Origin of the sequence: Bradyrhizobium sp. HKCCYLS20291, assembly GCF_051167715.1 — a bacterium.
Classification (GTDB): Bacteria; Pseudomonadota; Alphaproteobacteria; order Rhizobiales; family Xanthobacteraceae; genus Bradyrhizobium.
The window spans coordinates 182,328-204,790 of sequence record NZ_JBNPTO010000008.1; the positions used below are offsets into that span (position 1 = coordinate 182,328).

Below are 22,463 nucleotides of genomic sequence, written 5' to 3' on the forward strand. Positions count from 1 at the left end.
CTCCGGCTGGTGACTTGCTTTTCACCGGCACTTCTCGGCTCAATGCGTACCCAAGACGCAGAGGAGCTCCCCATGTCCGCCGAAACCGCACTGACACCCGACGTGATCGGACTGACCAAAGTCGCGCCGTTTTCGCGCCGCGGCTTCATGACGGCCTCCGCGGCGGTCACCGCCGGCTATACGCTGGCTGCAGGCCCGGTCCGGGCGGAGGTGATCACGACCGACACCAGCGGCCTGAATGTGGGCGACGCAAAGATCAAGGTCGGCGACGGCGAGATGCCGGCCTACTTCGCGCGCCCCGCCAGCGCCAGCAACCCGCCGGTCGTTGTTGTGGCGATGGAGATCTTCGGCCTGCACGAATACATCAAGGATGTGACGCGCCGTCTCGCCAAGCTCGGCGCGCTCGCCGTGGCCCCGGACTACTACTTCCGCAAGGGCACCGACCTCACCAAGATCCCAGACATCAAGGAGCTGCTGCCGATCGTGAATGCGAAGCCTGACGCGGAGCTGGTGTCGGATCTCGACGCCACCGTCGCCTGGGCCAAGTCACAGGGCGGCGACACCTCGCGGCTCGGCATCATCGGCTTCTGCCGGGGCGGCCGCACGGTGTGGGAATATGCGGCCCACAATGCCGGACTGAAAGCGGGCGTCGCGTTCTACGGACCGTTGACCGATGCGCCCAATCCGGTCTGGCCAAAAAGTCCGACGCAGCTCGCGCCCGAGATGAAGGCACCCGTGCTCGGCCTCTACGGCGAAGCCGACACTGGCATTCCCGTCGCCAGTGTCGATGCCATGAAGGCCGCGCTCGCAGAGAACAAGAAGACCGCGGAGTTCAAGATCTATCCCGGCGCGCCGCACGGTTTCCACGCCGACTACCGCCCGACCTATCGCAAGGATGCCGCCGAGGATGCGTGGGCGCAGATGCAGGCCTGGTTCAAGAAGTACGGAGTGCTGAGCTGAAGGCACGATGACGTACGAAGGGGCAAAGCAGCCGCCGCGAGGCGGCAGCGCGCCCACAATCGCTCCACGAACTCATCAGTGGTTTGGTAGTCACGGCGTTACGCGATCCCCGTGCGGAGATGCAGAAGAAGAGCGCGTTTGGCGCGCCCTTCATTCTCGACCACAAGAGCGCCCTGCCGATCAGCGCCGGCGCCGGACCTTGGCAGGCTGGCGAGCGCCCTGCTCGATCTCCCAGGCCATCCAGACCAGCGCAGCGCCGAGACTGATGACGATGCCCATGAAGACGAACGTGAGTTCAGGGGATGTGAGTGAGTTCATCATACCTGGATCCCATGCAAGCGTTGCGCCAGCTCTTTCTCCGTTGCCGCTTCGTGGATCGCAGCGGCAACAAATGGTGACGAGATATCGTTAAGGCGAAGTGACTGGCCAACGCGTCACAGCACCTGAAGGTTCACCGGATCACTCGCAAACTTCGACCGGTCGTGTGCGCCAGCCGTGCGCCGTGCGGACGCGCTGACGGACGACATAGCAGCCCCCGAGGTCCTCATAGGTGTAGGGGTAGTAGTATGGAGAGCCGTAATAATAGGGGGAGCCGAACCCGAAGCCGATCGCGAAGCCTGGACCGAATCCGTGGTGAAAGCCGCCGTGGTAGAAGCCGCCATGATGGAAGCCGCCGCGCGCCGATGCCGTCCCTGGCACCATCAGCAACGCGATCACGCCGCCCGCCAGCAATCCCACCCATGTCTTGCGCATCGATCCGTCTCCAATCCAGGCAGCCACACTCGAGCAGCGACGATCGCGTCATTGCACGAGGGTGTCTTAGCTCCTGATTTGGAACAGCGTGCGGGCAGCGCACTCACATCTGCGCGATCGTCGCAACTTCGTACCGGAGTTGCGATTGCGGCAACAATCAGCAACCGCGGCAGATGCTCTTGACCTTCTGATCGACCTTCTTGTTCTCCTGCTGGATCTCGGCGTCGCCCGCCGCATCGCCGCTCCGGTTCGGCCCCGTCGCCGCCGTGCCGCCGACAGCACCGCGACCGGTCCCCGTCGTCACGCCCGAATTCCCCGCCCCTGAGCCGCTCGCCCCTGAGCCGGAGGATTGCGCGGTGCCCAGATTGTTCGTGCCGGGCGCGCTGGGCTGCGAGAGCCGCGAGGCATTGCCCTGCCCGCTCGGATCGTTCAGCGAATTGTTGAGGCCGGCGGCATTTCCCGGGCCGGCCGGAACGCCGCTCACGCCGGTGCTGCCGGCGCCCGCGGCACCGGCACTGGGCGTACCTGCGGCGCTCGGACTGGTGCCGCCCGCAGCGCCGCCGCTCGACGCGCCGCCGGCGCTTGCTCCCCCACCGGAGCCGCCGGCTCCGCCACCACCGCTGCTCTGCGCGAACACGGCGGTGGCCGTGGTGAGGCCTGCAATCACGATCAACGTAGCTAATGAAAACCTGGCCATGGGACGCTCTCCCTTTACACGTCAACCCGACGGGGCAGACCGCGTTCCGGAACGAATGTGGATCGGAGGGGATTGATGCGACGAGGAGAGCAACGCGCCGTGCGCAAGCTGATCGCTTTCGATGAGGACACGTTCGACAAGCTGAAGCAGCTGGGCCGCGATCAGATGCTCAGCCTGCAGGATCTGGCGGACGAGGCCTTCATGGATCTGCTCGAGAAGCACGGCGTGCCGGCCGACCTGAAGGATGCGCTGCGCAGGAGCGTGGCGGAGGACGGCGGCCGCGCCGAACGGCCCGGACGCAAGGCGAAGAAGAGGAGCAAGACGGCAGCATGAGCACCGACCCAGATCCGTTCGAACAGGGCGAGCGCGCCGCCCGCGAGAACATTCCGGCCGAGGCCAATCCCTATCAGGATGGCAGCGAGCAGCATGCGCTCTGGGCGAGCGGCCATGAGCGCGTCGCCAGCGCCCGCGAGGCCAGCGAGTCCGAAGGGATTTGAGGCGACGAGATCTGCGATGAGCGCGACGCCGCTCGGCGCCTGCCTCAGCCGATCTTTTTCAGGCCCTTGGTGTAGCGCGGCCCCTTGGCAACGTAGGCCTGGGCCGCGATCCCCATCCGCTCGACCTGCGACGGCTCGAGCGTGCGCACGACACGGGCCGGCGCTCCGATGATCAGCGAGTATTCCGGAAAGTCCTTGCCTTCGGTGATGATGGCGCCGGCGCCGACCACGCTGCCGCGGCGGATGTGGGCGCCATTCATGACGATCGAGCCCATCCCGATCAGCGCGTCGTCCTCAACCGTGCAGCCGTGCAGGATGACGTTGTGGCCGACCGTGACGTTGCGGCCGACGCGCAACGGAAAGCCGGGATCAACGTGGCAGGTGGAGTTGTCCTGGATGTTGGAGGCTTCGCCGATCTCGATCCAGTCATTGTCGCCACGAATGACCGCGCCGAACCAGACGGTGACCTGCTTGGCGAGCTTGACGCGGCCGATCACGGTCGCGTTCTCGGCGATGTAGTAGTTGCCGTCAGCAGGCAGCTCGGGCGCCTGCCCGTCGAGTTCGTAGATGGCCATCGAGGTCTCCCGTTCGCGAGCGACCTTGGCACAGCCCCGACGCCGATTTCAAGCAACCGCGCCGCCATGCGGCGGGCTTGCGGAACTCAGGTCAGCACGCCGGCGGCGCGCAGCGTCATCACGAAGAAGGTGCCGGACATCATGCTCCAGAAGCCGGCGATCACGGTCGCCAGCATCACGAACTCGAACCGGCGGCGCTCGATGCGGGCGCCGCGCAGCGTGTTGCGCATGATGATGAAGGGCGCGGCGAACACCAGGAACGGCACGGCGGCGAAGCGGCGCGGCGTGACCCCCTCCTGCAGCAGCTCGAAGCCCGGCGGACGCTCGGCATAGGCCTGAAAGCCGCTGGCCAAGGCCCCGGCCAGGGCGAAACCGATCAGGAGCGAGAACAGCGAATTGAACGCTTCCACCGACATCGAACGCACTCACACACTTACAGAACTGCCCGATGCTGGTTTTGGCAAAAACCCGGCTCGCCCGCCACATTATCCTTAAGGAAGGGTTAATTCCGGCTGCGTCGGGCGCACGGCCGGAGGCCGGTAAGATTCTGCAGAAATGCGCATCGGCGTGGCATAGTCGGCGGTGATTCGATCCAGAGATCCCCTGCCCGTCATGTCGATGTTTTCGGTCCGCAGTGCCCGCTCCGCGAACGGCCATGGCCATGCCGTGCCGATCCTGGCCGGCGGCGTGCTGGCCGTGACGGCAGTCGCACTCGTTGCCTATCTGTTGTGGCCGACGTGGCGCGCCGGTCAGTTCAAGGGACCTGAGCGTCTGCCGGTCAGCATCGGCGGCACCGTATTCAACGTGCCTTCCGCGGCCATCAGGGTGAAGATCCAGCGTCACACCGGGCCGCAGGAGCGCGTCGATCTCGGCTTCGACTATCCGTCGCTGACGCCGCCCGAGGCGCCGCATCACGTCTCGGCCGACCAGATCGACCAGACGCCGCACCCGATCGACCGCATCTTCGTGTCGATCTCGGCGCATCATGACGCGATGTCGCCCGAGGCGCGGCTGAGGACGATCTACCCGCGCTATCTCAATCCGGCGGCGGTTTCGGTACAGGACGGATTGACGATGCGCGGCTTCCGCGCCGGCACGCCGTATGACGTGGAGGACCTGTTCGTGGCCGAGCAGCCCGCGCTCGCCGCGCGCTGCACCCGCGATGCCGCCACGCCCGGCATGTGCCTCAGCGAGCGCCGCGTCGACGGTGCCGACATGGTGTTTCGATATCCGCGCAGCTGGCTGTCACATTGGCAGGACGTCGCGAGCGCGATGGAACGGCTGACCGCGCAGATGCACGCGCTGAAGTAGCTGGCGGCAAGCTCAATAGTGGAGAACTATCAAGCCGCCCTAACGATGGCGCCCAAGCGTGTGCAGATCAGCGCGGTGCCAGTGAATGCGCCCTCTCCCCCAAGGCGAAGCGAAGCTTCGCCAGGGCGGGAGAGGGCATGTAGGACAGAGCAGCAGACTCACTTGGGTGAGGGGTATGCTTCGACGAGTACAACTCGCGGAGAGATACCCCTCACCCAAGCGAGCAAGTTGATAAGCCGTTGCAGCCCTCTCCCACCCTGGCGAAGCTTCGCTTCGCCTTGGGGGAGAGGGCACATTCACTGGCATGGCGCCTGAACGTCCGTTCTTTAAACGCAGGCGCTATGATCTACTCCACCAGATCGTCTTCCAGGATGGCCATCTGGAACTGGAACGAGCGATCGTCGTCCTCGTCGTCCACGAACAGCACGCCGATGAACTCCTCGCCGATATAGACCTCGGCGGAGTCTTCCTTCTTCGGCCGCGGCACGACGCGGATCTTGGGATTGCCGAACACGCGCTTCAGATACGCGTCGAGCTTCCTGACTTCCTGTACGTCCACGGGTGATCTCCAATCGCAGCAGGGTTTGTTCGTCGCTTGAGAACGATACGGCAGTTTCGTCCGTGTCCTCGAAGCTTGTTAGTTCAGTCCGTCCATCCCGGCACTCATGCCAGCATCATCGCACGGACCTGAAAGGGACGCCGTGGATCTCACATTCACTCCGCCACGGCAATGGCGGATCGTCAGATCCACGGATCAGCGATGTGTTCGCACGAAATCCCGTGGTTGAAAAGCTCTTGACTCGGAGATTGAGAGCATGCGGTCGGGGTTCAGATGCCGATCGCGTTGATCATCTGGTCCATGGTGCGCGACGGTTCGGCGCAACCGGCCTCGCCGACGATCTTGGCCGGCACGCCGGCCACCGTGACGTTGTTAGGCACCGGCTTCACCACCACCGATCCGGCGGCGATGCGCGCGCAATGACCGACCTCGATGTTGCCGAGCACCTTGGCGCCGGCGCCGATCAGCACGCCGTGGCGGATCTTGGGATGACGATCCTCGTTCTCCTTGCCGGTGCCGCCGAGCGTCACGCCGTGCAGGATCGACACGTTGTCTTCGATGATGGCGGTCTCGCCGCATACGAAGCCGGTGGCGTGATCGAGGAAGATGCCGCGGCCGATGCGCGCCGCCGGATTGATGTCGGTCTGGAACACCGCCGAGGAGCGGCTCTGAAGATAGAAGGCGAAATCCTTGCGGCTGTTGCGATGCAGCCAATGCGCCAGGCGATGCGTCTGCAGCGCGTGAAAGCCCTTGAAGTAGAGCAAGGGATCGATGAAGCGCGAGGTCGCGGGATCGCGGTCGTAGACGGCGACGAGATCGGCGCGGAAGGCGTGGCCGAGGTCCGGCTCGCCGCGCAGCGCATCGTCGAAGGTCTGGCGGATCAGGTCGCCGGACAGCGCGGAATGATCGAGCCGGTCGGCCACGCGATGCACGACCGCATCCTCGAGGCGGCTGTGATGCAGCACGGTCGAATAGATGAAGGTGGCGAGCTCCGGCTCGCGCCGGACGATCTCTTCGGCCTCGTGGCGGATCCGGTCCCAAATCGGATCAAGCGCAGCAAGCTTTCCGCCCTGGTGGTGAGTCTGATGCATGGCCATGGCTGCTTCTCGCAACGTTCACTGGGCGGGATCTATAGCACGGAGCATGAAATGGTGTCCTCCGCGAGCTCGTCGAGGTGACTCATTCCTTGCAGCGTATCGAAGTTGAAGAGAACACAAGGATTGAGACAATTCCGTTACAGCCGCCGACACCGGCCGAGGCCAGCCGTGCGCGTCGGCTCAAATTGGTCAGCCGGAACCGGAATTCAAGGCGAGCGCCCGCCTCGACCCTTGCTTTGTTTCACACCGACGTTTCACGGGGAGCGCCGAGTTCCCGCGCCGCGGGATACCGGCCTGAGGCAAAAAGGAACCAGTCCGGCCGAGAATGGCGGCCGTCCCCCGCTGGATCACGGGGTCGGCTTTACCGTGCAGACCTCTGCGTCTATTGCTGAATATCGCCCCTGACCATATCTGGCCATGGTGCTCCTAACGGGGGGACGAGGCATCAGCAACATTCAGATCCTGGACGAACGCACGACCGAGGCCGGTGCGGCCTGGCTGCCCGTCATCGTCCTCCCGCTCTTCCTGGTCGCGCCGGCGTTGTGGAACGGTTATCCGCTGCTGCAATGGGACACCGGAGGATATCTCGCGCGCTGGTACGAGGGCTATCTGGTGCCCAGCCGCTCGACGGTGTTCGGCCTCTATCTGCACTGGGGCGAAGGATCGAGCTTCTGGCTCAATCTCGGGCTGCAGGCGCTGGCGACGTTATGGATTCTGCAGCTGACCTTGCGCGTGCTCGGCCTGGCCCAGCCGCTGCGCCTGTTATGGATCGGCCTGCTGCTGATCCTGACCACGGCCCTGCCCTGGCTTGCCAGCCTGCTGCTGACCGACATCTTCGCCGGCCTGTCGGTGCTCGCGCTGTTCATCCTGGTGACCCAGGCGCGCCGGACCTCGGCGTTGGAGAAATGCGCGCTGTTCGGCTTCGTCGCCTTCTCGTCCGCGACCCACAGCGCCACGCTGGGCGTGCTGCTCGGCCTGTGCTGCGCCGGCTGGATCGCCTATCCGTGGATGCGCCGGCAGATTGCGCTATCTGGCCTGATCCAGGCGAGCATGACGATCGTCGCTGGCGCAGCCATGCTGCTCGCCGCCAATTTCGCGCTGTCGGGCCAGTTGGCCTGGACTCCCGGCGGCACCGGCGTCGCCTTCGGCCGTATGCTGCAGGACGGCATCGTCACGCAATATCTGAAGGATCATTGCGCGCAGGAGAAGCTGAAGCTCTGCCCCTACCGCAACGAGCTGCCGCCCACGGCCGATGACTTCCTGTGGGGCAACAGCATGTTCAACAAGCTCGGCCGCTTTGAGGGCATGAACGACGAGATGGGCTTCATCGTGAAGCGCGCGCTCGCCGCCTATCCGCTGTGGCAGGCCAAGGCGGCGGCGGTGGCAACGGCCGAACAGCTGACGCATGTCGCCACCGGGGAAGGCACCAGCGGCTGGGTGCCGCACACCTACGGCATCATCGAGCGCTACATCCCCTCACAGATCAAGCAGATGCGCGCCGCACACCAGCAGCATTGGGAGATCAACTTCGCGGTGGTGAACTGGCTGCACGTGCCCGTCGCCCTGCTGTCGATGCTCATCGCCGCGGCGATCGCCGCCCATGCGGTGTGGCGTCGGCGGCGCGACGACGTTGCGCTACTCGCGGTGACCGTGTCGCTAGCCCTGCTCGGCAACGCGGTGATCTGCGGCGTCATCTCCGGGCCGCATGATCGCTACGGCGCGCGTATCGTCTGGATCGCGACCTTCACCGTGCTGATTGCGGCGACCAGGTGGTTCAGCGGCAGCGAGCGGCCCGCTCAGCAGTAGGGTGGGCAAAGTGGCCGCCGTAGGCGGCAGCGTGCCCACCGTCGGGCGGCGCATCGTGTTGTGAGATGGTGGGCACGGCGCTACCGAAAGCGCATGCGCGGACAGAGCGCGGCCGCGCCTTTGCCCACCCTACAGCAACGCGTCGTTCCGCACGCGAACCTCACCGACGCGCCAGGAAATCCACCACGCCGGCCTTGTAGACCTTGTCGCCGACCGCGCGCATGTGGTCGCGATTGGGAATGTCGAGCACCTCGGCGCCCGGGATGAGCGCGCCGAGCGCCGGCCCCGAACCCGAGACTTCGTCCGTTGTCCCGACCGCAACCAGCGCCGGCACCGCGATCCGGCCAACGTCCTCGCGCGACATCAATCCGCGCGAGCCGCGCATGCAGGCGGCGAGCGCAAGTCGGTCGGAGCGGGTCTGGTCGGCGAAGGCGCGGAAGGTGCGCCCGACCGAATCTGTGACGTCGTCGAGCGACGGCGCCTCCAGCGCCGCGGCGACATTCTCGCCCGGACCGCCGCCCTCGATCATCGCCATGCCGATGCCGCCGAAGATCACCGAGCGCAGGCGCTCCGGCGTGGTCAGCGCGATGTGGCCGGCGATGCGGCCACCGAGCGAGTAGCCCATGACGTCGGCGCTGGCTAATCCGAGATGATCCATCAGCGCCGTCACGTCGCTCGCCATCGCCGCGATCGCGTACTGCGCCGGATCGTAAAGCTTGGCCGAGTCGCCATGACCGCGATTGTCGAGCGCGATGACGCGGCGGCCGGCCTTACGCAGCTCAGTGACCCAGCCCGGATAGATCCAGTTGACGTTCTTGGTCGAGGCGAAGCCGTGGACGAGCACGATCGGATCGCCCTCCCCCTCATCGATGAAGGCGATGTCGACGGCGCCGTTGGAGAAACTCGGCATCGGTCTGAGGTCCCGGGATTCTGGAGTGAGATGGTTCGGCGAACTCTAGCCGCAGGGCGCGGCCGCGGCCAGTTCGGCGCGCACCGTGGCGGCCTGCATCCGGCGCAGCCGCCGCCGCTTGCCGCGATCGATCAGCCCTTGCGTGGCGCGCTCAGTCATGGACTTGAGCGACGCGACGAAGCCGAGCAGCGTCATGGCGGCGCCGAACAGCCAGAGCACGAGATTGAACGCGCCGGCCGTCAGCAGCAGCGCTCCGCGGCCGAGCAGCTTGAGGATCGCGCGTGTCTGGCCGCCCTTGGATTCGGCCAGGCGAGCGGCGCGAGCGACGTCCTTCGGCCCCTCGGCGAGCTTCAGCGAATCCAGCGCGCCGCGGGTGCCGGCCTTCTCGGTGATGCGGCCGACATCCTTGCCGAGCCGCACCAAAGCGCCGGCCTTCTCGGCGCGGAACGCCGCCCGGATTGCGGTCGCCGTCTCCCCCGGCCGCAGCACCGAGCCCGAGGCGACCGCCTGCTGCAACAATGGCGCATCGACCACCTCGCGCGCCGAGCGCCCGGCCCATGCCGCCAGCCCTTCGCCGAGCCGGCCGACTTTTCGCGCATCCTTCACCAGAGTAAGACCCGCCCGCACCGGCGCAGCGCCGCCGGCCGAGACGTAAGTCGCGGCGGTCACGGCAAGACCGGCGGTGGCGAGACCAAGCACCAGCCGGTCGGTCTCCTCGCCCATCACCAGATGCTTGCCCTCGCGCACCGCGTCGCGGATGTCGCCGAACACGAACAGGTCACCGGCCACCGTGCCCGACAGGCTCGCGACATCGTCGGCCTGCCCGGTGACGAGACCGGTCGCAAATCGCTTGGCGACACTCGTCGGCGCCTGCTCGGCCGCGACTGCGTCGCTGACGCGCTGCACCAAGGCCGGGTCGGGCACGATGTGATGATCCCTGGCCAACGCGACGAAGCTCTCGGCGAGATCGGGATCACCGGCGGCGAGCGCCTCCTCGACGCCGCGTGCGATGCGCGCCGGTTCGTTCTGTAGCAACGGCGCCAACTGCAGCTCCGACAGCCGCACCGGATCCTCCTGCGCAGCGATGACGGCGCCAGCCCGCGTGGCATGCGGCCACAGCGCAACGCCGACACCAGCGCTGACTGCAAGGCCGGCCAGAGCCAGGCTGAACCTCAGACCGATTCGCTTCGAGATCACGCTGCCATCACGTTTTCGCGCGGGAATGCACGTCAAACATAGGATGTCCGGCCGCCGACACAACAGCCCCGACGAAAGAAGGGCTTCTCGCGGGCGGCAGGTTTGTGTCGAATCCACAAGCGCGAAAATAACGGCGTGCGTCACACCCAACGCAGGTTCCCAACCCCTAGGAATTGGCCTACTGGCTCAGTATGGTGCGCCGCCGTTCCGCGACGCTCGGCGCTGCGATCCTGTCCTGTCGGCCGTTTTCCCGCGCTGATTCGTTCTGCTCTTCTTGAGACCCAAGGTGAAACCGATGGCCGATAACGTCGTCCCGCATTTCCACAACGATGCCGGTGTGCCGGTGATCGAGATCGGCTCGCATGAGTTCATGTGCGTGGGCGCGAACCCGCCGTTCGATCATCCGCATGTGTTCCTCGATCTCGGCAACGACAAGGAAATCATCTGCCCTTACTGCTCGACGCTGTACCGCCATGCGCCGGATCTCGCCGCAGGCGAAGCGCGGCCGCCGGAATGCGTTCTGAAGGACGTCGCCTGATCGGCGTGTCGTGGCGTCGCGTACCATCACCGTCGCGGGGGCCGGGATCGGAGGGCTGACGGCAGCACTGGCGCTGGCAACCAAAGGGTTCCGCGTCGTCGTGCTCGAAAAGGCCGAGCGGCTCGAGGAAGTCGGCGCCGGTCTGCAGCTCTCCCCCAATGCCAGCCGCATTCTCAACGATCTCGGGCTCGGACCGCGGCTGACTGCGCGCGCCGTGGTGCCGGAGGCCATCAGCATCATGAGCGCGCGGGCCGGCGGCGAGATCGCCCGGCTGCCGCTCGGCGCCGCGGCGAGCGAAGCGGCCGGTGCACCCTATTGGGTGATCCATCGCGCCGATCTGCAGGCCGCGCTCGCGGCCGAGGCGATGGCGCATCCCGATGTCGAGCTGCGGCTCGGCTGCCAGTTCGAGGACGTCGCCGCGCATGCCAAGGGTCTCACCGTGGTGCATCGGCGCGGCGACGAACGCCGCCAGGACGTGGTGCTGGCGCTGATCGGCGCCGACGGCGTCTGGTCCGCGGTCCGGCATCACCTGTTCCCGCAGGTGCGCGCCGAATTCTCCGGCCTGATTGCCTGGCGCGGCACCTTGGACGCGCGGCAATTGCCGCGCGAATACACCAGCGCCCGGGTTCAGCTCTGGATGGGGGCCAATGCGCATCTGGTGGCCTATCCGATCTCCGCGGGCCGCCAGGTCAACGTGGTGGCGGTGGTACCGGGCACCTGGAATCGTCCCGGCTGGAGCACCGAGGGTGATCCGTCCGAGTTGAAGGCGGCGTTCGCCCCGCCGCACTGGCCGGCGACCGCGCGGCTGCTGCTCAATGCCGTCGACAGCTGGTGCAAATGGGCGCTGTTCGGCGTGCCGGAGGGCATCGAATGGACCGCGGGCAACATCGCGCTGCTCGGCGATGCCGCGCATGCGATGCTGCCGTTTGCCGCGCAGGGGGCCGGAATGGCGATCGAGGACGCGGCCGTGCTGGCGAAGACGCTGAGCGAGGCGCGGTCCGACGGTCCGGCCGCGATCGAAGGGGCGCTGAAGCGCTACGCAAAACTGCGCCGCCCCCGCGTCGGCCAGGTTCAGCGCACGGCGCGCAATCAAGGCCGCGTCTATCACATGACCGGGCCGCTGGCCCTGGCGCGCGACGTCAGCATCAAGGCAATGGGGCCGCAGCGGCTATCGGCGCGGCAGAGCTGGATCTACGATTGGCGGCTGTAGAGCATGATCCGGAAAAGTGGAATCCGGTTTTCCGGAAAGATCAAACAATGATCTAGGCGCCGGCCGCGTGCCTCAATAGACCGAACCGCCACGCGGCGAGGTCGACGCTGCTCCTGCGCCGCTGGAGGCCGTCGGACGCGTGGCGCGCCCCGGCTTGGCCGGCTTGCCGCTCTTGGCCATGGCAGGCGCCGGCGGCGTCTCCTTGCAGTTGTTGCGGCGCCAGGCTTCCTCGGCGAACTGCGACTGGCCGCGCACGGCAATGTAGTCGTTGCGATAGGCGAGCTCGGCGACAACAGCGCCTCCGGCCCCGGTTTCGGCCTTGGCCATCAGGCCCTGCAGCTCGGCGGATTTTGTCGCGAGCGCCTTGCGCTCGTCTTCGAGCTGCTTGCACTCATAGAGTTCGTATTTGGCGGGGTCCGCGAAGGCGGTCGACATGCTGTCGCTCATGCCGGCGCAGCCGGACAACAGCGATCCCAGCGCGAGCAGTCCCGCAGCAAGCCCGAGGCGCAGATGAGCCCGGCGATGGCAGTCAGTCGTCATGCAGCCTCGATAAAGCAGCCGTCTTAAAACATCGTCTCGCCCGACGTCCGGGCCGATCCGCAGCGACACACCGATCCGGCCGGACCAGCCGCCGGCTCGCGACATCAGCCGCAGGTTTCGTTCATTCCGCGGCCGCTTGCAACGCCATGCGCAGCCGGAGCGAGACGTTTTCCTGTGATCTCTCCGCGCCTTGCGACAGCCGCCTCGTCCATCCCGCGAAACCGTCGGGACCGGCGCGAGCCAGCTCACGTGCCATCTGAACCAGCTGGAGACGGCCGGATTGAGGCTTTACCAAGGCGGCCGCGTTGGCTTAAGCAAAGGATGAGCTTCGGAGCACCGAACAGCCTCATTCCCTGGGCACGAAGGCTGAGCTAGGTCTCTGATCCGAAAAGCGGACGTGGCGGAATCGGTAGACGCAAGGGACTTAAAATCCCTCGACGGCAACGTCATGTGGGTTCGAGTCCCACCGTCCGCACCAGTTTCGTGACACTCCCCGAACCCATCTCTTCCATCGCTCCCGGCTGGCGACGCGGTCATCGGCTTCGTCTCTGGTTTGTGCCCTACTCCAGTTCTTCGGCGGTGATGTCGCGTGCCGCATGGAGGATACGGACGACTTCGATGGCGTTTGTGGCGGGGATGTAGAAGAGGATGTAGTTGCCCACCGGAAAGCTGCGGATGTCGCGGCCGAGTTCGGGGCGCTCACGTCCGGCGAGCGGGTTGTCGGCAAGCGTTCGAATTGCGCGATCGAAGCGCTGGAGAAGCGCGGTGGCTGCCGTCTCGTTATCGGCTGCGATGTATTGCCAGATCTCCAGCGCGTCTTCCCGTGCCTGCGGGCGAAGCAGGCGGCTACTTTGCACGCGAGGCCTTCCGGCGTTTCGCCTCGGCGATCAGGTCTTCCACATCCCAGGCCTCGGCAGGACCGCTATCGAGTCCCTCCTGGATAGAGGAGCGAAGGGCTTCGAGTTTGGCCTTACGGCGCTCTTCCTTCTCTTCGATCAGCCGCAGACCTTCGCGCATGACCTCGCTGGCCGTTGAATAGCGGCCGCTGTCCACCAAGCTCTTGATGAACTCCTCGTAGTGTTTGCCGACGGTGTAGCTGCTGGCCATGAGAACCTTCCTTCAGCATAATATAGCATTTTATGCTATAGCGGCTCAAACCGTTTCTGAATACTCCTGGCGTATACTGTCGCCAGCGAGACATTCTGGCACTTCGGCAAAGTTTATGGCCAGGCAGACCCTCGACGGCAACGTCATGTGGGTTCGAGTCCCACGGTCCGCACCACGCATCCGCGCTGGTGTTTCATCCGGCCGAATCCAGCTCGTCGCAATGGGGGCCAATCCGAGCCCGCTGGCTCTGCGTTTCGATGGGAAAGTCATCCTCAATCGAGCAGGAGGCGAACCGTGGATGCATCTCTTCCGATTGCCCTGATCACCGGCGCGGGGCGCACGACCGGCATCGGCTTCGAGGCGGCGCGGCAGCTGGGCCAGCGCGGCTATCACATCGTGCTGACCGCGCGCAAAGTTGCCGACGCGCAGGCGCGGGCGGATGAACTGAGCGCGGCGGGAGTGAGTGCGGAAGGTCACGGCATGGACATCACCGAGCCCGACGCGGCGGCGAAGCTGGCGGCGCTGCTGGACGAGAGGTTTGGCCGGCTCGACGTGCTGATCAACAATGCCGCCACGCTCGGCAGCTATGACGAGACCGCGTCGACCGCCGATCTCGGCGAAGTCCGCGCCAATTTCGAGAGCACGCTGTTCGGGGCGTGGTCCGTCGCCCAGATCTTCCTGCCGCTGTTGCGCAACAGCGCGCATGGCCGCCTCGTCAACGTCTCCAGCGGCGCCGGATCGCACAGCGACCCGGAGTTCGGCCTTGCTACTGCGGCGCCGATGCCGGCCTCCTACGGCGTTGCCAAGGCTGCGCTCAATGCGCTGACGGTGAAGCTCGCCCGGGAGAACCCCGGGCTCCGCATAAACGCGGTCTGTCCCGGCTTCACCGCGACCTTCGACGGCGGCGAAGCGATGGGCGCGCGACCCGTCGCCGACGGGGCCGCCAGCGTGGTGTGGGCCGCACTGCTCGGCGATGACGGCCCGACCAGCGGCTTCTTCCGCGATGGCCGGCCGCTCGGCTGGTAGGCGCGCGCCTACGCCGCCTGCGCGCGCACCATGGGCTGCGAGGGATAGCTGATCGCCCGCCATGAACGACTCACGATGCGGCGCTGCCTTCCGCCTCGGCCACGAAATGCTGCAGCAGGCCGGGCCAGCCGCCGTCGACATCCCGGCGCATCGACGCGCCGGCCAGCTCGACGCGGGTCGCCGATTCTGCAGCTCCCGCCAACCAGTAGTTGCAGCCGGAAACCATTTGGTAACCAAACTGCAAGCAAGTTGAATTTGGAGCGCCGGCAACCTCGGCGCAGGTCGTGGCGCCGTGCGTGGGCCTTGAGGGGACAGATGCTGGGATTTCGCAGCCGCAAGAACGATCAACCGCAGGCCTCTCTCCAGGTCGACGACACGACACAGGACGCATTTCAGGAGGCGCTGGCGCGCTGTCTCACGGACTGGGCCGACGGCAAGCTCGATCGTGATGTCGCGGACGTCAATGCGGCGGCGCTGCGCGCGACGGTCAAGCCCGAGCTCATCGCGGCCATCCATCGCCTCGGCACCACGCTGGCGGCACGCGCGTCCACAGAGCTCGATGCGGTGGTCGACCTCTGCATCAACAGCAACGAAGCCTCGATCAGCGCTGCGCGCCTGATCGGCGCCTCGAACAATCAGTCCGAACGCTGCCAGAGCCTCGCCTCTGCCTCGGTGCAAATGCAGGCCTCGGTCCAGACCATCAGCGCAACGTCGACCGCGGCTGCAACCGAGGCCGCGGCAACCCGCCAGGCGGTCGAGACCAGCGTGACGGCGGTGCGACGTACGCTGCAGACCATGAACGGCATTGCGAGCTCGGTGCGTGACACCTCGGCCAAGATCACCGACCTCAGCGCGGCGTCGGCGGAGATCGGATCGATCGTCAGCACCATCGACGCCATCGCCAACCAGACCAACCTGCTGGCGCTGAATGCGACCATCGAGGCGGCGCGCGCCGGCGAGTTCGGCAAGGGCTTCGCCGTCGTTGCGTCCGAGGTGAAGAGCCTGTCGCAGCAGACCACGAAGGCGACCGAGGACATCAAGGGCCGCATCGAGCGGCTGCAGGGCGAGATGAACGGCATCGTCGAGGCGATGGCCGGCGGCGCCAAGGCCGTCGAGGTCGGCATGTCCGAGATGACCGATCTGGCCCAGACCATCGACCAGGCGGGAACACGCACGACCGTGGTCAGCGCCAAGATGGACGAGATTTCAAGCATCCTCGCCGAGCAGACCGCAGCGACCGACGAGGTGGCGCAGGGCATCACGATCATCGCCGACCTGGCGATGGCCAACGCGAACGAAGTGATGTCGCTGGCCGACACGATGAGCCGGACGGATTCGAAGGTCGGCAAGATGCTGGCCGAGATTTCCAAGCTCTCGCTCGACAACCAGGTGATCCGGCTGGCCAAGGCCGATCATGTCATCTGGAAGAAGCGGCTGGTCGACATGTCCGTGGGCAGGCTGCAGCTGAAGGCCGACGAGCTCAGCGACCACCACACCTGCCGGCTCGGCAAATGGTACTACGGCGAGGCCGGCCAGCGCTTCGCCGGCGATTCCGCATTCCGCCGCCTCGAGCGGCCTCATGAGGCCGTGCACCGCCACGGCAAGGAGGCCGCGCGTCTTTTCAGCTCCGGCCGCATCGAGGAGGCGCTGAACGAGATCGGCAAGGTCGAGATCGCCTCCACCGAGGTGCTGGCGGCGCTCGACGAGATCAAGCCATAGGCGACATGACGGCTGCCGGAGCGCCTGCGCGCGTCCGACTTCAGCTGACGATCACGAGCGCGGCCAACCCGCGCGACATCACTCGCTCTTGTCGACGTTCCAGAACACCGGGACCGCCTGCCCTTCCAGCACGCCGCTGATTGATTTGCGCCAGGCGCTCGGCGCGAACCATTGCCCGAGCGGGACATAGATCACCTGCTCATAGACTTCCTGCTGGATGTCGGCTGCGATCTTCTTCTGATCGGCGGCGCTCGTGGCGCGAGCGAAGGCATCGCGCAGCTCTTCCATCTTCGGGTCGTTGGGCCAGCCAAATGGGCTCTTCTGACCGCGCGCACCGACGAAGGTGCTGCCGATGGGATTGCCGGAATCGGCGATCACCGAATTGGTGAAGAACATGTTCCAGCCGCCCTCCTTCGGCGGCTTCTGGCTGGCGCGCCGCGTCACCACGGTCTGCCAGTCGGTGGTCTGCAGGTCGACCTTGAAGCCGGCAGCGCGCAGCAGCTGCGCCGCGACCACCGGCTGGGCCTTCAAGGTGATCGCATCGCCCGGCGCCAGGATCACCACCGGCGTGCCGTCGTAGCCGGCCTCGGCGAGCAGCTTCTTGGCCTGCTCGACCCCGTTGCCCTTCACCAGCGTCTCCGAGCCCACATCGCTTTCCAGCGGCGTGCCGCAGCCGAACACGGCGCCGCAGACGCGATAGAATTTCGGATTGCCGACCAGCGCGTCGAGCACGTCCTTCTGATTGAGCGCCAGGAACGCCGCGCGACGCAGCTTCACATTGTCGAACGGCGGAAACAGGAAGTTCATGCGGCCGAGCGTCTGGTAGCCGAACTTGTTGAGCACGTTCATGGTGAGATCGGGATTGGCCGCCAGCACGGGCTCCAGATCCATCGGCGGAAATTCCATGAAGTCGATGTCACCGGCCTGCAGCGCGTTGACCGCGGTCTGCGCGTCCGGCATGGAGATCCATTCCACCCGGTCGACCTTCACCACCTTGCCGCCCGCGGTCCAGCTCGGCGGTTCCTTGCGCGGCACGTAGTCGGTGTTCTTCTCGTAGACCGCCTTCACGCCGGGCTGAAACTCGGCCTTCACGAACTTGAAGGGACCCGACCCGATCTGCTCGGAGATCTGCTGGTTTGCCGGCGTCTCGGCGAGCCGCTTCGGCATCATGAACGGCACGTAGGAAGACGGCTTGCCGATCGACTCCAGGACGAGACCGTAGGGCTCCTTCAGCTTCAGCGTGATCGTCTTGGAATCGGTCGCCTCCAGCGAGGCGGTCGCATCGATCAGCTTCTGGCCCATGCTGTCGTTGGTGCTCCAGCGCTTGAGCGAGGCGACGCAATCCTCCGCCGTCACAGCAGTGCCGTCATGCCATTTCAATCCGTCGCGCAGCGTGAAAGTATAGGTGAGCTTGTCGTCGGAGACCTTCCACTGCGCCATCTGCGGCTGCACCTGGAAATTGGCGTCGGTGCCCAGCAGCGTGTCATAGACCATGTAGCCGTGGTCGCGCGTGATGTAGGCCGGCGTGAACACCGGATCGATCACGCGCAGATCGGAATGCATCACCGCCGTGATCGTCTTCTTGCCGGCGGCGAGCGCTGCGGGCGCAAGGCCCGCTGACGACAACGCCATGACCGAGGCGACGAGCCAGGAGACGAGCGCGGAGGACGGTCGGCGCTGACAATGTGACATGCGATCTCTCTTGACGTGATGCTTTCGAAAAACCCGGCGCGAGCGCGAGCGAGACTTGCAGCAGTTCCCATGCGCGTCAATCGCTTTGCTCGCAATCCCGCGCTGCCTGTCGCGCGCGAACTGAGCGTCCCGCTCCGTGGCTTCGGCTCCCAGCCTTCGTCGTCGTCCCACTGCGAGGAACTCGCATGGCCGCGGTCCGTTATCGAGGCAGACAAGGAGCATGATGATGTCGAGCGATGCCGCAGACCAGCAGCGTGGTCACCCCAGTCCCGCCGCACCGATCCGCAGCGGAAGGATGCCGACGCGTGACAATCCCGCCCCGCCTCTGCTGGTCGAGGGCCCGGAAGCCGTCCGCGATCCGCACTGCTGATCCCCAGTCATTCAGCAGGACTCTATCAAAACAAGAGCGCGGCGAAGTTGCTTTCGCCGCGCTCTCTTTTTGCCTGACCGCGGGTGCTATTCCTTCTTGTCGATGTTCCAGAAGATCGGCGTTGCCGGGCCGTCCAAGACGCCGCTCAGCGACTTGCGCCACACGCTCGGCCCCAGATACTGGCCGAGCGGAATATAGATCACCCGCTCATAGTTCAGCTTCTGGATCTCGGTTGCGATCTTCTTCTGCTCCTCCGGCGAGGACGAGCGCGCATAGGCGTCGCGCAGCTTCTCGATGTCGGCATCCTCGGCCCAGCCGAACCAGCCGCCCTTGGTGCCGCGCCCGCCGACCGAAACGTTGGCGACGGGATTGGCGACGTCGGCACCGACCCAGTTGGTGAAGAACATGTTCCAGCCGCCCTCCTTCACCGGCTTCTGGCTGGCGCGCCGCGTCACCACGGTCTGCCAGTCCGTCGCCTGCAGGTCGACCTTGAAGCCGGCCTCGCGCAGCAGCTGCGCGGCCACGATCGGCTGCGCCTTGAGCGCAACGACGTCGCCCGGCGCCATGATCGCGATCGGCGTGCCGTCATAGCCGGACTCGGCGAGCGCCTTCTTCGCCTCCGCCATGCCGTTGCCCTTGATGAGGGTCTCAGCGCCGACATCGGTCTCCAGCGGCGTGCCGCACACGAACACCGCGCCGCAGACCTTCTGATACTTGGGATTGCCGACCAGCGCGTCGAGCACGTCCTTCTGGTTCATCGCCAGGAACGCCGCGCGGCGCACCTTCACATTGTCGAACGGCGGATTCAGGAAGTTCATGCGGCCGAGCGTCTGGTAGCCGAGCTTGTTCAGCACGTCGATCTGGAGCTCGGGGTTCGCCTCCAGCACCGGCAGCAGCTCATAGGAAGGAGCCTCCATGAAGTCGATATCGCCGGACTGCACCGCGTTCACCGCGGTCTGCGCATCCGCCATCGTGATCCATTCGACGCGGTCGACCTTCACCACCTTTCCGCCGGAGGTCCAGCTCGCCGGCTCCTTGCGCGGCACGTAGTCGGTGTTCTTCTCGTACACCGCCTTCACGCCCGGCTGGAATTCCGCCTTGACGAACTTGAACGGGCCGGAGCCGATCTGCTCCGGAATCTGCTGGCCCTGCGGCGTCTCGGCGAGCCGCTTCGGCATCATGAACGGCACCAGCGACGACGGCTTGCCGATCGACTCCAGCACGAGGCCGTAGGGCTCCTTCAGTTTCAGCACGATGGTCTTGGCGTCCGGCGCCTCCAGGCTTGCCGTGAAGTCCATCAGCTTCTGGCCCATGCCGTCGTTGCGGCCCCAGCGCTTCAGCGAGGCGACACAGTCTTCCGCAGTGACCGGTGCACCGTCATGCCATTTCAGACCATCGCGCAGCGTGAAAGTGTAGGTCAGCTTGTCGTCGGAGACCTTCCAATCCGCCATCTGCGGCTGGATCTTGAAGTTCGAGTCCGTCGCCAGCAGCGTGTCGTAGACCATATAGCCGTGGTCGCGGGTGATGTAGGCCGTGGTGAAACCCGGGTCGATCACGCGCAGGTCGGAATGCATTACGGCTGAGATGGTCTTCTTGCCGGCCGCGAGCGCCTGGGACATGAAACTTGGTAGCAGCAGAACGGTGGACGCAACCAGCAGGGATGCGAGCGCGGTATGAGCCCGGCGCGGATGAGGTGACATGCGATCTCTCTTGACCTGACGGGGGTGAACAACCGTCTCGAGACGCGTCGAGACACGGGATCAGCCGAGCGTCGGACCCGGCGTTCCGCGGGCATCGGCTCAGCGTTCTTCCGCAAGCGAAGAGTTGCAACAGTTCCCGGGCGCGTCAATCGACTTTGCTGATCCGCATTGTCGCGCTTGCGCTCCGGTCTGAGCCGAACATAGACCCGGTTACCGCTTGCTGTTCAGCCGTGGTCTCGAATTCCGGAATCCGGAACCGACGGGATGCGAAAGCCCGGGCCTGGCAGACATGAAAATGCGGCGGAGTTGCCTCCGCCGCATGGTTGCAATAGCCGCGTCGCACCCGCGCGCGTTACTCGCTCTTGTCGATGTTCCAGAAGATCGGCGTCGCCGGACCGTCGAGCACGCCGGTCAGCGACTTGCGCCAGCCACTGGGCAGCAGGTACTGGCCGAGCGGGACGTAGATCACCTTCTCGTAGTTCTGCTTCTGGATCTCGGTGGCGATCTTCTTCTGCTCCTCCGCCGAGGCTGAGCGCGCATAGGCGTCGCGCAGCTTCTCGATCTCGGCATCCTCGGCCCAGCCGAACCAGCCGCCCTTGGTGCCGCGGCCGCCGATCGACACGTTCACCACGGGATTGGCAACGTCGGCGCCGACCCAGTTGGTGAAGAACATGTTCCAGCCGCCCTCCTTCACAGGCTTCTGGCTGGCGCGCCGCGTCACCACGGTCTGCCAGTCGGTCGCCTGCAGGTCGACCTTGAAGCCGGCCTCGCGCAGCAATTGCGCGGCAACGACGGGCTGCGCCTTCAGCGTGGTGACGTCGCCCGGCGCCATGATCGCGATCGGCGTGCCGTCATAACCGGACTCTGCGAGCGCCTTCTTGGCCTCCGCCATGCCGTTGCCCTTGATCAGGGTCTCCGCACCGACATCGGTCTCCAGCGGCGTGCCGCACACGAACACCGCGCCGCACACCTTCTGGTACTTGGGATTGCCGACCAGCGCGTCGAGCACGTCCTTCTGGTTCAGCGCCAGGAACGCTGCGCGGCGTACCTTCACATTGTCAAACGGCGGATTCAGGAAGTTCATGCGCCCGAGCGTCTGGTAGCCGAACTTGTTGAGCACGTCGATCTTGAGGTCGGAGTTCGTCTCCAGCACCGGCAGCATGTCGTAGGGAAGATTCTCCATGAAATCGATGTCGCCGGCCTGCAGCGCGTTCACCGCCGTCTGCGGATCCGGCATCGTGATCCATTCGACGCGGTCGACCTTCACGACCTTGCCACCCGCAACCCAGCTCGCCGGCTCCTTGCGCGGCACGTAGTCGGTGTTCTTCTCGTACACCGCCTTCACGCCCGGCTGAAATTCCGCCTTGACGAACTTGAACGGGCCGGAGCCGATCTGCTCCGCAATCTGCTGGCCCTGCGGCGTCTCGGCGAGCCGCTTCGGCATCATGAACGGCACCAGCGACGACGGCTTGCCGATCGACTCCAGCACGAGGCCGTAGGGTTCCTTCAACTTGAGCACGATGGTCTTGGCATCAGCAGCCTCCAGGCTGGCCGTGAAGTCCATCAGCTTCTGGCCCATGCCGTCATTGCGGCCCCAGCGCTTCAGCGAGGCGACGCAGTCTTCCGCAGTGACCGGTGCACCGTCATGCCACTTGAGACCGTCGCGCAAGGTGAAGGTGTAGGTCAGCTTGTCGTCGGAGACCTTCCAATCCGCCATCTGCGGCTGGATCTTGAAGTTCGAATCGGTCGACAGCAGCGTGTCGTAGACCATATAGCCGTGGTCGCGGGTGATGTAGGCCGTGGTGAAGCCCGGGTCGATCACGCGCAGGTCGGAATGCATCACCGCCGTGATCGTCTTCTTGCCGGCAGCGATGGCTTGCGTGCTCAGCGCCGTCGAAAGCGACAGCATGGAGACGGCAAGGCTCGTGGCGAGCGTCAGGCGTTTCCAGCGCGGGGTGCGGAACATTTACGAGGTCTCCTGAAGGAATTGTGTTGACGCCAAACTGATCAGAACCCGATCATTCGTTGTGCGAGCCGGTCAATCCTTGTGCGAACTAACAGGCGCTCAGTCGTGAGCTTTCGACACTTGCATCGGTGGTCGTGCACGTCAATCCGCATTCGGCGCATGGCGCCAGTCGCGGAGGACGCCGTTAACGACTGCATAGCTTTCGCTTTACAAAACCCGTGCGACTCCGTCTC

General features: G+C 65.5%; 24 protein-coding genes, 1 tRNA gene and 1 pseudogene. 10 read left to right on the forward strand and 16 right to left on the reverse strand.

Translation table 11 applies throughout. The features are described 5' to 3' along the window. Positions 1–72 precede the first annotated feature (72 nt). Complete coding sequence (locus ACQR07_RS19745; RefSeq protein ID WP_434903848.1) at positions 73–960, forward strand: dienelactone hydrolase family protein; 888 nt, start codon at positions 73–75, stop codon at positions 958–960. Between the two features lie 180 nt (positions 961–1,140). On the opposite strand, the gene ACQR07_RS19750 is transcribed toward ACQR07_RS19745, so the two are convergent. The 3 genes from ACQR07_RS19750 to ACQR07_RS19760 form a co-directional block, all read right to left on the reverse strand. Beyond that, positions 1,141–1,278, reverse strand: coding sequence for a hypothetical protein (locus ACQR07_RS19750; RefSeq protein ID WP_434903849.1), 138 nt, complete (start codon positions 1,276–1,278; stop codon positions 1,141–1,143). A gap of 141 nt (positions 1,279–1,419) precedes the next feature. Further along, positions 1,420–1,713: a hypothetical protein gene (locus tag ACQR07_RS19755; RefSeq protein WP_434903850.1), complete on the reverse strand. Its 294-nt coding sequence runs from the start codon at positions 1,711–1,713 to the stop codon at positions 1,420–1,422. Between the two features lie 157 nt (positions 1,714–1,870). Beyond that, a complete protein-coding gene (locus ACQR07_RS19760) occupies positions 1,871–2,410 on the reverse strand; it encodes a hypothetical protein (RefSeq protein ID WP_434903851.1) in 540 nt (179 codons plus the stop codon). Positions 2,411–2,485: 75 nt separating this feature from the next. Between ACQR07_RS19760 and ACQR07_RS19765 the strand changes: the two genes are divergently transcribed. Together ACQR07_RS19765 and ACQR07_RS19770 are read left to right on the forward strand one after the other, a co-directional pair. Next, positions 2,486–2,743, forward strand: a complete 258-nt coding sequence (locus tag ACQR07_RS19765) for a hypothetical protein (RefSeq protein WP_434903852.1) — start codon at positions 2,486–2,488, stop codon at positions 2,741–2,743. After that, entirely contained in the window at positions 2,740–2,907 is a 168-nt protein-coding gene (locus ACQR07_RS19770; RefSeq protein ID WP_434903853.1) for a hypothetical protein, read from the forward strand. The genes ACQR07_RS19765 and ACQR07_RS19770 overlap by 4 nt, the downstream gene beginning before the upstream one ends. Before the next feature lie 44 nt (positions 2,908–2,951). Here ACQR07_RS19770 and ACQR07_RS19775 read toward each other — a convergent pair whose 3' ends face one another. Together ACQR07_RS19775 and ACQR07_RS19780 are read right to left on the reverse strand one after the other, a co-directional pair. After that, positions 2,952–3,482, reverse strand: coding sequence for a gamma carbonic anhydrase family protein (locus tag ACQR07_RS19775; protein WP_434903854.1), 531 nt, complete (start codon positions 3,480–3,482; stop codon positions 2,952–2,954). Positions 3,483–3,568: 86 nt separating this feature from the next. Next, positions 3,569–3,898, reverse strand: a complete 330-nt coding sequence (locus ACQR07_RS19780; RefSeq protein ID WP_434903855.1) for a DUF6949 family protein — start codon at positions 3,896–3,898, stop codon at positions 3,569–3,571. A gap of 196 nt (positions 3,899–4,094) precedes the next feature. Between ACQR07_RS19780 and ACQR07_RS19785 the strand changes: the two genes are divergently transcribed. Beyond that, a complete protein-coding gene (locus ACQR07_RS19785) occupies positions 4,095–4,793 on the forward strand; it encodes a hypothetical protein (protein WP_434903856.1) in 699 nt (232 codons plus the stop codon). Between the two features lie 346 nt (positions 4,794–5,139). Here ACQR07_RS19785 and ACQR07_RS19790 read toward each other — a convergent pair whose 3' ends face one another. Continuing rightward, positions 5,140–5,352 (reverse strand): DUF3126 family protein, encoded by a 213-nt coding sequence (locus ACQR07_RS19790; protein ID WP_006611186.1) that lies wholly within the window; start codon positions 5,350–5,352, stop codon positions 5,140–5,142. A gap of 269 nt (positions 5,353–5,621) precedes the next feature. Beyond that, entirely contained in the window at positions 5,622–6,449 is an 828-nt protein-coding gene (gene cysE, locus ACQR07_RS19795; RefSeq protein ID WP_434903857.1) for a serine O-acetyltransferase, read from the reverse strand. 417 nt (positions 6,450–6,866) lie between these two features. Between cysE and ACQR07_RS19800 the strand changes: the two genes are divergently transcribed. Beyond that, positions 6,867–8,255, forward strand: coding sequence for a hypothetical protein (locus ACQR07_RS19800; protein WP_434903858.1), 1,389 nt, complete (start codon positions 6,867–6,869; stop codon positions 8,253–8,255). 160 nt (positions 8,256–8,415) lie between these two features. On the opposite strand, the gene ACQR07_RS19805 is transcribed toward ACQR07_RS19800, so the two are convergent. Then, positions 8,416–9,165, reverse strand: a complete 750-nt coding sequence (locus ACQR07_RS19805) for an alpha/beta fold hydrolase (protein WP_434903859.1) — start codon at positions 9,163–9,165, stop codon at positions 8,416–8,418. A 45-nt stretch (positions 9,166–9,210) separates the two neighbouring features. Then, the gene (locus tag ACQR07_RS19810) at positions 9,211–10,362 is read right to left on the reverse strand and encodes a hypothetical protein (RefSeq protein ID WP_434903860.1); all 1,152 of its coding nucleotides are present in this window, start codon (positions 10,360–10,362) and stop codon (positions 9,211–9,213) included. A 295-nt stretch (positions 10,363–10,657) separates the two neighbouring features. Between ACQR07_RS19810 and ACQR07_RS19815 the strand changes: the two genes are divergently transcribed. Continuing rightward, positions 10,658–10,900: a zinc-finger domain-containing protein gene (locus ACQR07_RS19815; protein ID WP_434864727.1), complete on the forward strand. Its 243-nt coding sequence runs from the start codon at positions 10,658–10,660 to the stop codon at positions 10,898–10,900. A 10-nt stretch (positions 10,901–10,910) separates the two neighbouring features. Further along, positions 10,911–12,110 (forward strand): FAD-dependent monooxygenase, encoded by a 1,200-nt coding sequence (locus ACQR07_RS19820; RefSeq protein WP_434903861.1) that lies wholly within the window; start codon positions 10,911–10,913, stop codon positions 12,108–12,110. Positions 12,111–12,182: 72 nt separating this feature from the next. On the opposite strand, the gene ACQR07_RS19825 is transcribed toward ACQR07_RS19820, so the two are convergent. Next, positions 12,183–12,650: a hypothetical protein gene (locus tag ACQR07_RS19825; RefSeq protein ID WP_434903862.1), complete on the reverse strand. Its 468-nt coding sequence runs from the start codon at positions 12,648–12,650 to the stop codon at positions 12,183–12,185. A gap of 391 nt (positions 12,651–13,041) precedes the next feature. On the opposite strand from ACQR07_RS19825, the gene ACQR07_RS19830 reads away from it, so the two are divergent. After that, a tRNA-Leu gene (locus ACQR07_RS19830) sits at positions 13,042–13,128 on the forward strand. Between the two features lie 82 nt (positions 13,129–13,210). Here ACQR07_RS19830 and ACQR07_RS19835 read toward each other — a convergent pair. Continuing rightward, entirely contained in the window at positions 13,211–13,507 is a 297-nt protein-coding gene (locus tag ACQR07_RS19835) for a type II toxin-antitoxin system RelE/ParE family toxin (RefSeq protein ID WP_434903863.1), read from the reverse strand. After that, positions 13,497–13,757 (reverse strand): type II toxin-antitoxin system ParD family antitoxin, encoded by a 261-nt coding sequence (locus ACQR07_RS19840; protein WP_434903864.1) that lies wholly within the window; start codon positions 13,755–13,757, stop codon positions 13,497–13,499. The genes ACQR07_RS19835 and ACQR07_RS19840 overlap by 11 nt, the downstream gene beginning before the upstream one ends. 294 nt (positions 13,758–14,051) lie before the next feature. Here ACQR07_RS19840 and ACQR07_RS19845 point away from each other — a divergent pair, with 294 nt between their 5' ends. Next, on the forward strand, positions 14,052–14,783 hold the full coding sequence (locus tag ACQR07_RS19845; protein WP_434903865.1) for an SDR family NAD(P)-dependent oxidoreductase: 732 nt from the start codon (positions 14,052–14,054) through the stop codon (positions 14,781–14,783). Positions 14,784–14,853: 70 nt separating this feature from the next. Here ACQR07_RS19845 and ACQR07_RS19850 read toward each other — a convergent pair. Continuing rightward, positions 14,854–14,961 (reverse strand): annotated as a pseudogene (locus tag ACQR07_RS19850) (SRPBCC family protein); the annotation flags it as partial. Between the two features lie 137 nt (positions 14,962–15,098). Between ACQR07_RS19850 and ACQR07_RS19855 the strand changes: the two are divergent. Next, a complete protein-coding gene (locus ACQR07_RS19855) occupies positions 15,099–16,502 on the forward strand; it encodes a methyl-accepting chemotaxis protein (RefSeq protein WP_434903866.1) in 1,404 nt (467 codons plus the stop codon). A gap of 78 nt (positions 16,503–16,580) precedes the next feature. On the opposite strand, the gene ACQR07_RS19860 is transcribed toward ACQR07_RS19855, so the two are convergent. From ACQR07_RS19860 to ACQR07_RS19870, 3 genes are all read right to left on the reverse strand, one after another. Continuing rightward, on the reverse strand, positions 16,581–18,194 hold the full coding sequence (locus ACQR07_RS19860) for an ABC transporter substrate-binding protein (protein ID WP_434903867.1): 1,614 nt from the start codon (positions 18,192–18,194) through the stop codon (positions 16,581–16,583). Positions 18,195–18,650: 456 nt separating this feature from the next. After that, positions 18,651–20,264 carry an ABC transporter substrate-binding protein gene (locus ACQR07_RS19865; RefSeq protein WP_434903868.1) on the reverse strand — a complete coding sequence of 538 codons (1,614 nt, stop codon included), beginning with the start codon at positions 20,262–20,264 and terminating at the stop codon, positions 18,651–18,653. Positions 20,265–20,616: 352 nt separating this feature from the next. Beyond that, positions 20,617–22,230 (reverse strand): ABC transporter substrate-binding protein, encoded by a 1,614-nt coding sequence (locus tag ACQR07_RS19870; protein ID WP_434903869.1) that lies wholly within the window; start codon positions 22,228–22,230, stop codon positions 20,617–20,619. Between the last annotated feature and the right edge of the window lie 233 nt (positions 22,231–22,463).

Bases quoted from the DNA above. Each gene is read 5' to 3' on its own strand.
- ACQR07_RS19815 (WP_434864727.1), top strand. From the start codon at position 10,658: ATGGCCGATAACGTCGTCCCGCATTTCCACAACGATGCCGGTGTGCCG.
- ACQR07_RS19745 (WP_434903848.1), top strand. From the start codon at position 73: ATGTCCGCCGAAACCGCACTGACACCCGACGTGATCGGACTGACCAAA.
- ACQR07_RS19825 (WP_434903862.1), bottom strand. From the start codon at position 12,650: ATGACGACTGACTGCCATCGCCGGGCTCATCTGCGCCTCGGGCTTGCT.
- ACQR07_RS19785 (WP_434903856.1), top strand. From the start codon at position 4,095: ATGTCGATGTTTTCGGTCCGCAGTGCCCGCTCCGCGAACGGCCATGGC.
- ACQR07_RS19760 (WP_434903851.1), bottom strand. From the start codon at position 2,410: ATGGCCAGGTTTTCATTAGCTACGTTGATCGTGATTGCAGGCCTCACC.
- ACQR07_RS19805 (WP_434903859.1), bottom strand. From the start codon at position 9,165: ATGCCGAGTTTCTCCAACGGCGCCGTCGACATCGCCTTCATCGATGAG.
- ACQR07_RS19855 (WP_434903866.1), top strand. From the start codon at position 15,099: ATGCTGGGATTTCGCAGCCGCAAGAACGATCAACCGCAGGCCTCTCTC.
- ACQR07_RS19755 (WP_434903850.1), bottom strand. From the start codon at position 1,713: ATGCGCAAGACATGGGTGGGATTGCTGGCGGGCGGCGTGATCGCGTTG.
- ACQR07_RS19780 (WP_434903855.1), bottom strand. From the start codon at position 3,898: ATGTCGGTGGAAGCGTTCAATTCGCTGTTCTCGCTCCTGATCGGTTTC.
- ACQR07_RS19865 (WP_434903868.1), bottom strand. From the start codon at position 20,264: ATGTCACCTCATCCGCGCCGGGCTCATACCGCGCTCGCATCCCTGCTG.
- ACQR07_RS19770 (WP_434903853.1), top strand. From the start codon at position 2,740: ATGAGCACCGACCCAGATCCGTTCGAACAGGGCGAGCGCGCCGCCCGC.
- cysE (WP_434903857.1), bottom strand. From the start codon at position 6,449: ATGGCCATGCATCAGACTCACCACCAGGGCGGAAAGCTTGCTGCGCTT.
- ACQR07_RS19840 (WP_434903864.1), bottom strand. From the start codon at position 13,757: ATGGCCAGCAGCTACACCGTCGGCAAACACTACGAGGAGTTCATCAAG.
- ACQR07_RS19765 (WP_434903852.1), top strand. From the start codon at position 2,486: ATGCGACGAGGAGAGCAACGCGCCGTGCGCAAGCTGATCGCTTTCGAT.
- ACQR07_RS19750 (WP_434903849.1), bottom strand. From the start codon at position 1,278: ATGAACTCACTCACATCCCCTGAACTCACGTTCGTCTTCATGGGCATC.
- ACQR07_RS19860 (WP_434903867.1), bottom strand. From the start codon at position 18,194: ATGTCACATTGTCAGCGCCGACCGTCCTCCGCGCTCGTCTCCTGGCTC.
- ACQR07_RS19775 (WP_434903854.1), bottom strand. From the start codon at position 3,482: ATGGCCATCTACGAACTCGACGGGCAGGCGCCCGAGCTGCCTGCTGAC.
- ACQR07_RS19870 (WP_434903869.1), bottom strand. From the start codon at position 22,230: ATGTTCCGCACCCCGCGCTGGAAACGCCTGACGCTCGCCACGAGCCTT.
- ACQR07_RS19800 (WP_434903858.1), top strand. From the start codon at position 6,867: ATGGTGCTCCTAACGGGGGGACGAGGCATCAGCAACATTCAGATCCTG.